Annotated in this window: 11 protein-coding genes; 4 read left to right on the top strand and 7 right to left on the bottom strand. The window is 44.0% G+C overall.

Features of this window, described 5'->3' with window-relative positions; translation table 11 throughout:
- Position 1: 1 nt before the first annotated feature.
- The gene (locus P5674_RS08325) at positions 2 to 442 is read right to left on the bottom strand and encodes a gamma-glutamylcyclotransferase family protein (protein ID WP_006618960.1); all 441 of its coding nucleotides are present in this window, start codon (positions 440 to 442) and stop codon (positions 2 to 4) included.
- Positions 443 to 574: 132 nt separating this feature from the next.
- On the opposite strand from P5674_RS08325, the gene P5674_RS08320 reads away from it, so the two are divergent.
- On the top strand, positions 575 to 1174 hold the full coding sequence (locus P5674_RS08320; protein WP_006618959.1) for a hypothetical protein: 600 nt from the start codon (positions 575 to 577) through the stop codon (positions 1172 to 1174).
- Between the two features lie 84 nt (positions 1175 to 1258).
- Here P5674_RS08320 and P5674_RS08315 read toward each other — a convergent pair whose 3' ends face one another.
- From P5674_RS08315 to P5674_RS08300, 4 genes are all read right to left on the bottom strand, one after another.
- Positions 1259 to 1675 (bottom strand): hypothetical protein, encoded by a 417-nt coding sequence (locus P5674_RS08315; RefSeq protein ID WP_006618958.1) that lies wholly within the window; start codon positions 1673 to 1675, stop codon positions 1259 to 1261.
- A 44-nt stretch (positions 1676 to 1719) separates the two neighbouring features.
- Complete coding sequence (gene bchM, locus P5674_RS08310; RefSeq protein ID WP_006618957.1) at positions 1720 to 2409, bottom strand: magnesium protoporphyrin IX methyltransferase; 690 nt, start codon at positions 2407 to 2409, stop codon at positions 1720 to 1722.
- 53 nt (positions 2410 to 2462) lie between these two features.
- Complete coding sequence (locus P5674_RS08305; protein ID WP_006618956.1) at positions 2463 to 2687, bottom strand: PspC domain-containing protein; 225 nt, start codon at positions 2685 to 2687, stop codon at positions 2463 to 2465.
- 85 nt (positions 2688 to 2772) lie between these two features.
- Positions 2773 to 3999 carry an NAD(P)/FAD-dependent oxidoreductase gene (locus P5674_RS08300; protein WP_006618955.1) on the bottom strand — a complete coding sequence of 409 codons (1227 nt, stop codon included), beginning with the start codon at positions 3997 to 3999 and terminating at the stop codon, positions 2773 to 2775.
- Positions 4000 to 4263: 264 nt separating this feature from the next.
- Here P5674_RS08300 and P5674_RS08295 point away from each other — a divergent pair, with 264 nt between their 5' ends.
- Together P5674_RS08295 and P5674_RS08290 are read left to right on the top strand one after the other, a co-directional pair.
- Positions 4264 to 4998, top strand: a complete 735-nt coding sequence (locus tag P5674_RS08295) for a polysaccharide deacetylase family protein (RefSeq protein ID WP_006618954.1) — start codon at positions 4264 to 4266, stop codon at positions 4996 to 4998.
- 2 nt (positions 4999 to 5000) lie between these two features.
- The gene (locus P5674_RS08290; protein ID WP_006618953.1) at positions 5001 to 7409 is read left to right on the top strand and encodes a calcium-binding protein; all 2409 of its coding nucleotides are present in this window, start codon (positions 5001 to 5003) and stop codon (positions 7407 to 7409) included.
- 6 nt (positions 7410 to 7415) lie between these two features.
- On the opposite strand, the gene P5674_RS08285 is transcribed toward P5674_RS08290, so the two are convergent.
- A complete protein-coding gene (locus tag P5674_RS08285; RefSeq protein ID WP_006618952.1) occupies positions 7416 to 10559 on the bottom strand; it encodes a transglutaminase family protein in 3144 nt (1047 codons plus the stop codon).
- A 117-nt stretch (positions 10560 to 10676) separates the two neighbouring features.
- On the bottom strand, positions 10677 to 11264 hold the full coding sequence (locus tag P5674_RS08280) for a zinc ribbon domain-containing protein (protein ID WP_006618951.1): 588 nt from the start codon (positions 11262 to 11264) through the stop codon (positions 10677 to 10679).
- 403 nt (positions 11265 to 11667) lie between these two features.
- On the opposite strand from P5674_RS08280, the gene P5674_RS08275 reads away from it, so the two are divergent.
- A complete protein-coding gene (locus P5674_RS08275) occupies positions 11668 to 12393 on the top strand; it encodes a Uma2 family endonuclease (protein WP_315669929.1) in 726 nt (241 codons plus the stop codon).
- The last annotated feature ends 22 nt before the right edge of the window (positions 12394 to 12415 follow it).

Raw genomic sequence — 12415 nt, 5'->3', positions numbered from 1 at the left:
GTTAATTATAGCTGGGTTTCCAGTCGCCACTGGGAATCAAGACTCCCTGGAAGGAGCTAACTACTTGGGGATACATGAAATAAGCCCAGGTCTCACGGAGGGGTTTTTGGTCTGGGGTGTAGGTGAGAATGCGGCGGCGTTGATATTGGTTTTGCTCCGGTGGGCGATCGCTTTGGTAGTCTTCGAGGCGATCGAGGTCGGCCAGAAGGCTGGGGTCTGTGAAGGATAGGATAACTCCAGATACCCAGCGCGTCCCGGTGGTCATGGCGGGGTAGCCTAGGGAGAGGGAATATAATTCCCCTAGGGCGCACGCTGGTAATTCCTCTATGGTGCGTCCGAGACAGAAACGGTTGTAATTGAACTCGCCGGGTTTGAGACTCCCGTAGACAAATACATCGATCAGATCATTTATGCGATCGTTTTGGGTGACAGTGGGTTTCATCGCCTGCGAAAATTTTTGTTAAGATAATCACTAAATCTGGAATAGGTCTGAAAGCGTTATCAGTTATGTTGCATCCGCAACCTTTAATAGCTACAGCTATCCAGTTCAGTTCTTTATGTTCTATTATCGTTCATGGTTTTAGCCACTAGCATTATAGAAAATTTCCTACCGCATCCACTGCCCCTAGGTGCTTTTTTACCGGAATTAGGCCTCGACAGCATTTTCTCAACTCAGGGGGTAATGGTGATGCTACTGGCCGCTTATGCTGTCGCTATGTGGATGTTCCTGACTAGCGCCCCCAAGGTTCATACCATTATGGTCACTGACCTAAATATGGCCAGACAGTTTTATGAGGGGTTGCTAAATTTGCCTGTGGCTGATGTTCCCCTACATTACTACTATAATTATGAGCAAACTTTGGGGGCGACAGGCATCGATCCTTTGTACCTTTCCACTAACATATCGACTGCTAATAACCAAGATTTAGGGGCTTCTGATGGCTTGTGGTATCAGTTGATGAAAAATACACAACTTCATATTATCAGTGGTGCTAGTTATGGTCCGAAAAATCGCCATCGTCATGTTTGTTTTGATCGCGATTGTTTAGACCAAGTTTTGATGCGGGTACAAACCCAAGCCCTCAAGTTTAAAATCCGCAGCGAAAGACCTCTAAATTTTTTGGTGAAGGATTTGGATGGACGGGTGTTAGAGTTTTCTGAGGTGAAAAACTAGCCCGTAAATAGCCATAATGAACTGACAAGAGACAAGGTTTAACTTGTCTCTACGGTTTGTTTAAATGGGAAGATTTGGCAGTGATTAATCAATATCAAACAAATAATAATGTTCACCATCAATTAATTGTTGGGAATTGCCGTGATATTTGGAGACCGCCCGATCTAAAAATGCTTTAGCTTCCTGGGGGGATATATTGGCGGCTTTGGCTAGGCTAGAAACCGTGACTAAGCCTCTGTTATCTCGAATTAGGTGCAGAAATACCGATCGCTTATATCTTTGGCGGCGGTAGAGTTCCCTGCGTCTTTCGCGATACCATTCCCACATAAACCATCCCCCCATAAACAGGGGAATGCTGCCCAAAATCAACCCCCCCGCTACTTTCCCCCAGGGATTATCTGATATGTTGGTGGGGCTAATTAATTCGGTAGCAGCGGATAACCAGAATATTAACCCCAGGGGAATCAAGAAACTGGCGACTATCAGCTTAAATATCTGCATGGTTTCATCCCCCTGACTTCCTTATTGAGGCTAAATTAATAATATCAACAGCGTATGGCTTCTAACAACCGTGAGAAATAAAAGCTGGTAGAAATCATCGATTCTCGGCTAACGGTAAAGCCGTTATCTGAGAGAATTTTGACGATATCTGCCTCCCGGTGTTGGTAGGCGCGGGTGGTTTTGCTGGGTCCGGGGAAAAATTCGCCAATTTTTTTAAGTATACTTAGGGCTAGAGTTTTGGGGGCGAAACTCAGAATGATCCGGGTTTCGGCGAGGGAACATAGATGAGAGATCATCTCTGCTGCTTGGTTTTGGGGATAGTGAATTAACACATCTAAGCAAATTACGGTGTGATAGCGACCTGTTAATTTTTCTAGGTCTTGCGCCATAAAGTTGATATTGCTGGCGCGGGTGATTAGTTGGTTTCTGGCGCGTTGGTTGGCTTCGGCGACCATTTTTTCGGAAATGTCGCTGGCGGAAACGATCGCCCCTGCGTCTCCCAAGGGTATGCTGAGGCTTCCGACTCCACAGCCTGCATCACATACCATTAAGCCGCCTAGGTTTCCATCAGCTTGCAGCCATTCTAAGACGCGATCGACGGTTTGCTGGTGTCCGTCGCGGATATCCCGCTGTACCCGGTTGACTTCGCCGTTACCGTAAATTCTTTGCCAGCGATCGAAGCCTGTTGAATTAAAATACTGCCGAACAACGGTTTTATCGTCTGCCACACTCATGAAACTGCCTGCTGTGAAAAGGGTGTCCAATCCTCGATTCTAGCATTTAGGGGTTACAATTTGGAGGTTTTGCTATCCTCAAATTCCTCAATACGGGTTGGTTCCTTGGGTACTAACAGCCACAGTATGCCATAGATGATAATGCCGGGGGCGGCGGATAGGCCTAGAATAATAAAGGTGAGTCTCACTAGCAAGGGGTCAACATTGAAGTATTGGGCGACTCCTCCGGCTACTCCGGCGATTTGGCAATGTTCACGGCTGCGATATAATTTTTTCATGGTGTCCTCTCCTCTAATGGGCGATGGTTTTGGTTGACAGTGATTACTTCAATTTCTGATTGAACAATTCCCGATCTGATCATAATTAATTGGGGTTCGGAAAACCGCCCATCCCCTGTCCGGCTAACCATCCGGTTGTCCAGGCGTTTTGAAAATTGAAGCCTCCTGTCACGCCGTCAATATCAAGAATTTCTCCGGCAAAATATAGCCCCGGACACCGCCGACTTGCCATGGTCTTAAAGTCTATTTCTTTGAGGTTGACTCCGCCACAGGTGACGAATTCTTCTTTAAAGACTCCTTTACCAGTGATTTGATGGCGACTGCGTTTTAATTCTTCGATGAGTTGATTTAAGTGTTTTTTAGATAGTTCCGCCCAAGGTTGTTGGGGGTTGATTCCTACTCGGATAATTAGATATTGCCAGAGGCGACGGGGTAAATTAATTGGACAGTGGGAAGATGGCGATCGCTTGCCAAATTCTGATTTAGTCTGCAGGATAATTTCTCGCAATTGGTCTATATTTAATTCTGGTAGCCAATCAATTATTAAGGGGGTTTTATAACGACATTCCTGCAAAAATCTTGCCCCCCAAGCTGATAATTTTAAGACGGCGGGTCCACTAATTCCCCAGTGAGTAATTAACAGGGGTCCGGTTTGGGTTAATGGGGTTCCGGTTAGTTGGAGGTTAACTGAATCTACGGATATTCCGGCTAATTCCTGCAAGGGTTTGTCGGCTATATTAAAGGTGAATAGGGAGGGCACTGGGGGGATGATAGTATGTCCTAATTTTTGGGCAAAATTATAGCCAGCGGGACTGCTTCCTGTGGCTATTAATAGGCGATCGCATTGGTAAACTTCCTGGGATTTTAAACATACTTGAAAGCCTCGATCAAGTTTAGTAATCCCCACAACCGCCGCCCCGGTTCTGACTGTGATTCCGGCATTTTTGGCGCTATTTAATAAGCAATTAACAATAGTTTCGGAATCATCAGTTATGGGGAACATTCGACCATCAGCTTCGGTTTTTAACTTAACTCCTCGGTGGTTAAACCAGTCTACAGTATGTTTCGCTTGAAACCTAGTAAAAGGTCCGCGCAAGGCTTTGTTACCCCTGGGATAGTTGCGAATAAACTCCACGGGGTCAAAACAGGCGTGGGTAACGTTACAGCGTCCGCCGCCAGAAATGCGAACTTTGGCTAGGGGAGTTTTTCCAGCTTCTAATAAGGTGACATGGGTTTTAGGGTAGGTTTCTTTACAGGCGATCGCCCCAAAAAAACCCGCCGCCCCACCACCAATTACAATGACTTCGATCATATCTTGTTTCTCAAAGTTTTATTGATAATTATACCCGATAAATACCCACCCTAATACATTGATAATTACTTTGCTATAGTTAGGCTAAGTATGATTATAGATCAAACTCTTGTTTTTCGCAAATCCTATGTTAATGGTGCCGATCAACTATTACAATAAGCTATAGAGTCCGTGTGGGCTACTGGTCTGGCTGAGGGTGAGAGTTCTGCCTGAGTTCATCAACTCAATAACTGTTTGTAGATTACGAGTAAGTAAATTTGTAACATGGCATCTAAAATTAAACCACAATTAGCTTTTTTGTATCCGTTTTTATACCATCTGTTAAAATTCGGTTTTCCTAATTGTTTATGGAGTGGGAATTTATCTCAACGACAAATCGCCCTAACTATAGATGACGGCCCCCATCCTCAATATACTTTAGAATTATTGGAAGTTTTAGACTACTATCAGATTAAAGCTAGTTTTTTTTGGTTGGGAATATTAGTCGAAAAATATCCTAATATTGCTCAAGAAGTCTATAAACGCGGGCATGGTCTGGGGATTCATGGTTATCAGCATAAGTCTTTTACCCGGTTAAATAAACAGGAATTAAAGTTAAGTTTAGACCGAACTCAATCGGCAATTTGTCAGATTTGTGGATTGCCAGAAAATCAAGTTATATATGTGCGTCCCCCCAATGGTTTTTTTACTGGGAAAACTTTACAACTTCTGAATAATTGGAACTATCGAACCGTGATGTGGTCTGTGGTTCCTGAAGATTGGGTAGAGCCGGGGGTCGAGGTGGTGAGCGATCGCATTTTGCGACAGACTAAAAATGGGTCTATCATTGTCCTTCATGATGGCTATTTTGGTGGCTGTAAGGTAGCAGAAACTAGCGCTAAGGTAATTCCTGAATTATTAAAACAAAGATATGAGTTTGTGACTATTGATCAGTTGTGGATGGGGAGAAAAAATGATACCCTGTTCCCTGTTAGTGATGAAATGCGATCGCCTAATTAACTATGGTATTAAGACCTGAAACTGACCCAATTACTGGCTTGCTGCGCCTTGTCGGAGATGATAACCCCGTAGATATCACCTTTTTTGAGAATCAATTAGGGGTGTTTCCTCTGGGAGTATTTCTAGGGTCTGGAAATGATACAGTCCGAAGTTTAGTAGACCCAACACTAATTTATGGAAACCAGGGGGATGATCAAATATTTGGAGGGGGAGGAAATGACACCTTATATGGCGGTCAGGGAGATGACTATATCGAAGGTAATGCAGGTGATGATTTAATCTTTGGAAATGCTGGGAATGATATCTTATCAGGAGGACTGGGAAATGATACTATCTTTGGGGGACCGGGAAATGATGTTATTGATGGAGATGGGGGAAATAATCTGATTTATGGTGGACAAGGTGCTGATATTATTAGGGGGGGAGAAGGTAATGATTTAATCTTTGGAGATGCTGGAGAAAATACCATCTTTGGGGGACCGGGAAATGATACCTTATATGGGGGAATTGATGATGATCAAATTGGTGGTGGACTGGGAAATGATCTGATTTTTGGCGGACTCGGTGATGATATTATTAGCGGTGGCGAGGGGGATGATACCATCTATGGCGGACTGGGAAATGATTTAATTTTAGCAGACGAGGGTAATAATATACTATTCGGAAATGCCGGAAGTAATACCCTAGTAGGAGGGACGGGAAATGATACCTTTGTGTTAGAGGCTGGTGATGGTTTTACCACCGCTGACACCGACCAAATTTTTGATTTTACCCCCGGACAAGATACTATTTTGCTGCTGGGAGATGTTCCCATAGACCAGCTAAATATTATTCTTGATGACAGTAACCCTAATATTAATAATACAATTCTGGAAACTCCCACCGGAGAAATTATAGCCCTATTGCGAGGTATCCGTCCTAATGATATTAGCCGCAGTGACTTTTTTGTTCCGGGTGTTTTATCCTTTGAATCAACTAGATTTGAAGTACAGGATAATGGCATGAGTACCCAACCCATTACCGTGGTGCGTGCCGGTGGTGAAGATGGTGCAGTTAGTGTAACTTTGGTTCCCAGTTTATTAACTCCTTTACCTCCCAGTGGTGTTGATATCAGCCCCATTGTGATTAATTTTGCTGATGGAGAATTGGGGGGTAAAACTGTATCAATTCCCATCGCTAATAACCCAATTGTTACCTATCCTGAAGTCTTGGAATTATCGCTACAAGATGCCACCGGAAATGCTACTTTAATTAATCCTAGTATGGCGACATTAAGGATTATTTCCGACCAGACTCCCCCTGACCCTATCCAAACTTTTAATAACCCCATACCTGAATCTTTTGCCAGGTTTGGCGCGACTTTAGAAGCTGTGAACAATCAGATTTTAATTGGTAGTCCGGGATGGAATAATTCCCAAGGTTTAGTTTATGTTTTAGACGATACTACGGGAGAAATTTTACCAGCCTTTCAGAACCCTTCTGCTAATGCTGGAAGTTCGGAGTTTGGCGCTGCTATTGCTAGTTTAGGTTTATCCCCGGTAATTGGTGCGCCTACAGATAGTAGCATCGCCTTTGCTTCGGGTGCGGTTTATGTTTACAACACCATAACGGGTTTACCCGTGACTCAATTATTCAATCCTACCCCGGAACCTTTCGATTATTTTGGCTACAGTTTGGCGACTATTGGTAATGATATAATAATTGGTGCGCCGGGGGATAGTACATCGGAATTGCGAGGGGGAATTGCTTATTTATTTGATGGTATAACGGGAGAATTACGGCAAATTTTTAATAATCCTAACCCGCAACCAGATGATTATTTTGGGGCGGCGATCGCCTCTGTGGGAGACTGGGTATTAATTGGCGCACCGGGTAGCTTGGGAGTTGGTCAGTCAAACGGTCCGGGTTCGGCTTATTTATTTAATAGCGTAACGGGAGATTTAATCCAGTCTTTTCGTAACCCTAACCCAGGACTAGATAATTTTGGTCATGCTGTCGCTTGGTCGGGAATTGGACGGGATATTCTCATTGGATCTCCGGGTGATGACCAGCGGGGAATAAATGCTGGGGCGGCGTTTTTAATTGATGGTATTACGGGGTCAATTTTGGCAAATTACACACCGGAAAACTTACGGACAGGCGATCGCTTTGGTGAGTCCATAGCTACCACCAGCAACAATAATGTTGTGGTAGGATCTCCCGGTTTCGGTCCTTTTGATTTTGGGGCGGCGTTCAAATTCCAGTTACGCACCGGGGAATTATTAGAAACCTATTTACACCCCCAACTTCCTCCCAGTGATGGAGTGTTGAACTTTGGTAGTGCGATCGCCGGCTTTAATACAGGGCTAATTATTGCCGCCCCAGACACGAATATAGGCTTAGAAGGTGTTGGGGCGGTTTATCAGTTTTAGGCGGCTTTAAGAGGTTTGCACCCGGCGCAAATCTAAGGTTAAAGGATATTCAGGGCTTAAATTGGGGGTGGAAATTTCCAAAGTTCCGGGAGTGTGACCCATGGGTGCAAACCTTTCTAACATCCTAGACTCAGCCTCTCTTTCATTAATGGGAAATGTTGTATAAACAACGCCATTAGGAGGGTTGATATAATAAGTACATCCCCCAATAGATCGCATAGCCCAAGTATCAACAATATCGAATAATAGGGGAGTATGGGGGTTAATAGAAGGATGCAATAAAGAGGCATATTGTCGCGCCCGGAACCTGACCCCGCCTACATATTCCCCAGGTTTAAGGGTAGATTTTAAGGGCACTGCATAGCCATTACAGGTGACAATATAACGATGGGAAAAGCCATCTAAACCGGGAGAATTTCCCATCGCCCCCCGTAGCATGACCTGTAGCCTTTCCATGGAAGAATCAACATATCTGGCGTTACCGCCATTGGCGGTTTCTTCTCCTAAAACGTGCCAAGGTTCTATGGCATTTCTTAACTCTAATGTCACGCCATCACGGGTAATTTCTCCATAGTTGGGAAAGCGAAAATCAACAAAGGGTTTAAACCATGCTAAATTAAATGGATAACCCGCCGCGTTTAAATCTCTTAAAACTGTGCCTAAATCTTCTTCAATAAAATAGGGCAGTAAAAAGCGATCGTGTAGGGTAGTTCCCCAACGAATTAGGGGTTTAGTATAGGGATGTTCCCAAAACCAAGCCACTAGGGAACGAATTAACAACATTTGCAATAGCCCCATTTGTGCATGGGGAGGCATCGCAAAAGCCCGAAACTCTAATAGCCCTAACTGGTTGCGATAATTCTCTAATGGGTAGAGTTTATCAATACAAAATGCTGAACGGTGAGTATTTCCGGTGACATCAATTAGCAGGTTTCGCAATAAGCGATCGACTAATCCAGGGGGTACTTCTCGCCCCTTTTCTAACTGTTGAAAGGCGATTTCTAACTCATATAAACCTTCGTGTCTGGCTTCATCTACCCGGGGTGATTGGCTAGTCGGTCCGATAAATAACCCCGCAAATAAGTAGGATAAACTGGGGTGATTTTGCCAATAGGAAATCAAACTTCTTAATAGGTCAGGGCGACGTAATAGGGGGCTGTCTTGAACGCTCTTACCACCAATGGTGATATGTGCGCCGCCTCCGGTACTTATGCGCCGACCATCTAGGGCATATTTTTCAGTTCCCAACCGACATAGCCGCGCTTCCTCATATAAAGTGGTGGTAATTGCGGTTAATTCTGACCAATTTTTGGCGGGGTGAATATTGACTTCAATTACTCCCGGATCTGGGGTAATCTGAAATCCCATAATTCCATCATTTCCAGGGGGGGTGTATCCTTCAACTAATACGGGAATATTAACAGCAGTGGCGGTTTTTTCAATGGCTGTAATTAAATCTAAAAAACACCGGGCGGAAGTTATGGGAGGAACGAAAACATATATACAGCCATCCCGCGCCTCTACCGCCATGGCTACCCGCACGGAATTTTCTGGTAAATTGATGGGTTCGGAACCAACCACAGCAGGTTTATGATCTAGCGGTACTCGCGCCTCTGGGTGCAATTCTTCTGACCAGCTTATGGCACTTAAAGGCAGTCGAAATCCCAAGGGGGAATCACCTTTTAATAAAATCAATTTATCCTGTGGTAATTTCCACGGACAACTACCCCAGCGTAATTCTTCTGACTCGACAACTGGTAAAATTGGTAAGGCATAACCGGCTAATTCTTCGGTTTCTAATTCATAGGTGGGAATAATGCGATCGCTTGCGATTCCTAACTGTTTAACTAATTCTTGAATAACGACTTCTGCCTGTTTAATCCCATAGCCATAATCGTCACCATCTACCGCCATGAAAGCCCGATTATGCCAAATAGGTTGACCATCTTCTCGCCAATAACAGCCTAAAGCCCACCTCGGCAAAATTTCCCCCGGATACCATTTTCCCATGCCATAATGTAGCAAGCCGCCACCCTTAGAAAACTTACTTTCTAGGCGGTGTAATAGCTGTCCGGCTAACCTGCGCTTTTCCTCTCCCAAGGCTTGTACCTGCCACTGGGGAGACTCAAAATCATCAATAGAAACAAAAGTAGGTTCCCCACCCATGGTTAAACCTACCCCTAAACTTTGCAATTTATCCTCTACTGCTTGACCGAGGCGGTCTATGGTTTCCCATTGACTAGGGCTATAGGGTTGACTGGTGCGCGGTTGATTTTCGTAACGAGAAACCGTCACCGCAAACTCTAAATTTGACCCGCAGGGTTCGGCGGTTCCCTGAACTGGGGAGGCGGCTTGGGGGTCGGCGGTACACACGAGGGGAATATGACCTTCTGCTGCTAAAAAACCAGAGGTGGGGTCTAAACCAATCCAACCCGCCCCAGGAATATATACTTCCGCCCAAGCGTGTAAATCTGCATTATCAGCTTCTGGTCCAGGGGGTCCATCTAGTGGGGGAACATCGGGTTTCAGTTGAATTAGGTAACCGGAGACAAAGCGGGCGGCGAGTCCATAGTGCCGCAAAATCTGCACCATTAACCATGCTGTATCTCTACAGGAACCTATTTGAGTTTTTAGGGTTTCTTCGCAGGTTTGAATACCCGGTTCAAATCGGACTGTATACTTAATATAATCAGCGAGTTTCTGATTAATGGTAATTATAAATTCTGGGGTATATATATCCTTGACCCGGTGCTGTTCTACCCAGTCTTTGAGTATGGGGCTGGATTCATCTATTTCTAAAAATGGGATTAATTCCCGCCCTAGTTGTTCTTCGTAGATGAATGGATAGCGTTCGGCATAGCTTTCCATGACGAAGTTAAACGGATTAATCGGGTGTAAATCTGCAATAATATCTACTGTAATCCCTAGGCGATCGGTTTTTGATAAAAAGTTGAGCCTCCCCAAATAATTGCCATAGGGGTCCTGTTGCCAGGTCATCGTGTAATCATCAGGTTCAATCTTTAGGGAATAGCTATTAATAGGGGTGCGACAGTGGGGAGAAGGTCGCAATCCTAATGTATGAGGACCTAGAATTACTGGATTTTCAAAATGGTAGACAAGCTGATGGTTGAGGCTAACTTTTACTGACATAACTCAATTTGGGCAAGAGGGATATATGGTTGGTAAGTTCGCAATTTAAGCAGGCAAAAGACCATACAAAAAAGCTGCCTCTCTTGCCTTTGGTCTCTTGCCTATTGCCTATTGCTTTTAATGGAGTTGATGACCGCAACTTCCGCAGAAGCGATCGTCCGGTTTTACTGTCGCACCGCAGTTACTACAGAATTTACGACCTCCTGATTCCGATTCCGATGAGGAAGAAGAACCCATTTTTAGCTCCATGTTACCCATCCGCATTTCCATGGGGTTCATACTCATTTGCATACTCCCCATTTGCATCGGCTTCATCGGTTCCATCGGCTTCATCCCTTCCATTGGCTTCATCGGTTCCATCGGCTTCATCGGTTCCATTGGCTTCATCGAAGATGCAGGGGTACTCGAAACCTGCTGAACTGACATCTGCTGGGCGCTTCCGAGGGAGGGTGTCTGACCCATGACACTCATACTACTTCCCTGGAGTTGCACGAAGTGTTCACCCTGAGCAGTTTCTATTTTCAACACTACCCCATTTTCCGTCCGATACATGGAGGGGGGGGAAGTCCAGGTTCCAGTCTGGAATCCATTGCTGGCTTGCTGTTGCTGTCCGGGTGATCCACTGGCGATCGTCACAAAAGTTTGCGACCCTTGGTTATCAAGATAAATTTTTTGACCGGTGCCTAGCTCGCATACATAAGGCATAATCGCCTCTTCCTACCATAAGAAACATCTAATGCTGATATTGTAAAATTATTTCCTCAACAAATCCTACTTCTTAATATTTATATTATAAATTCCTCAAAACTATACAGATTGCCGATTATACAGATATTTAACATTTCGCCACGCTCTCCATCCAGTATGTAAACTTATGTATCAAATTTACCTAACTATGTCATGAATATTTGATAAATCTACTATGGCGATCGCTCTCCATATATTTATCAATCTAATTAATCAACTTTCATTGAATACTAACAACCGATTACATCCAGAATAAATACTCAGCTATTAATCATCATGTTTCGTCACCCCTAACCCTCCCATATCCATGCTATAATTAGCAAAAATAGACTATACTATCAATACATGACTGGAGACAGCTATGGCTATAGCTCAGGAATTAGAACCGACTCAAATCACCCTAGACCAAGATATCGAGTTTCCTCCGGGAGATTTAGAAAGTCAGGAGTTGCCATTGGAAAGTTATTTACACCTACAACAAATCTTGTTACTGATTAAATGCCTAGACTGGTTATGGCGAGACCGAACCGATTATTTTGATGCGGGAAACTTGACGATTTACTATAGTCCTCATCAGAAAAAATCATCAGATTTTCGCGGACCAGATTTCTTTGTGGTGTTAGACACGGAAAGGCGATCGCGGAAAAGTTGGGTGGTGTGGGAAGAAGGGGGAAAATATCCTAATATCATTGTCGAGTTATTATCAAGTTCCACAGCTAAGACTGACCGCACGGAGAAAAAGAAAATCTATCAAGATATTTTCCGCACTCCCGAATATTTCTGGTTTGACCCAGAGAGTTTAGAATTTCAAGGATTTGCTTTAATTCAGGGAACTTATCAACCGATAACACCCAATAATCAGGGACATTTATGGAGTGAACAACTGCAACTATTCTTAGGAATAGAAAATCGTCAACTCCGCTTTTTTAGTCCTGATGGTGTTTTAGTGCCTACTCCCGAAGAATCAGCTACTAAATATCAAAATGAGTTAATCACTACTCAAAATCAATTAGAAATTGAACGACAACAAAAAGACCAACTAGCGGCTAAACTACGAGAGTTAGGAATTGACCCCGAACAGTTGTAAAAAATGGAGGTAAACATTATGA

It is taken from the genome of Limnospira sp. PMC 289.06 (assembly GCF_032350395.1).
GTDB lineage: Bacteria > Cyanobacteriota > Cyanobacteriia > Cyanobacteriales > Microcoleaceae > Limnospira > Limnospira platensis.
This window is presented reverse-complemented; position numbering and strand designations above follow the sequence as displayed.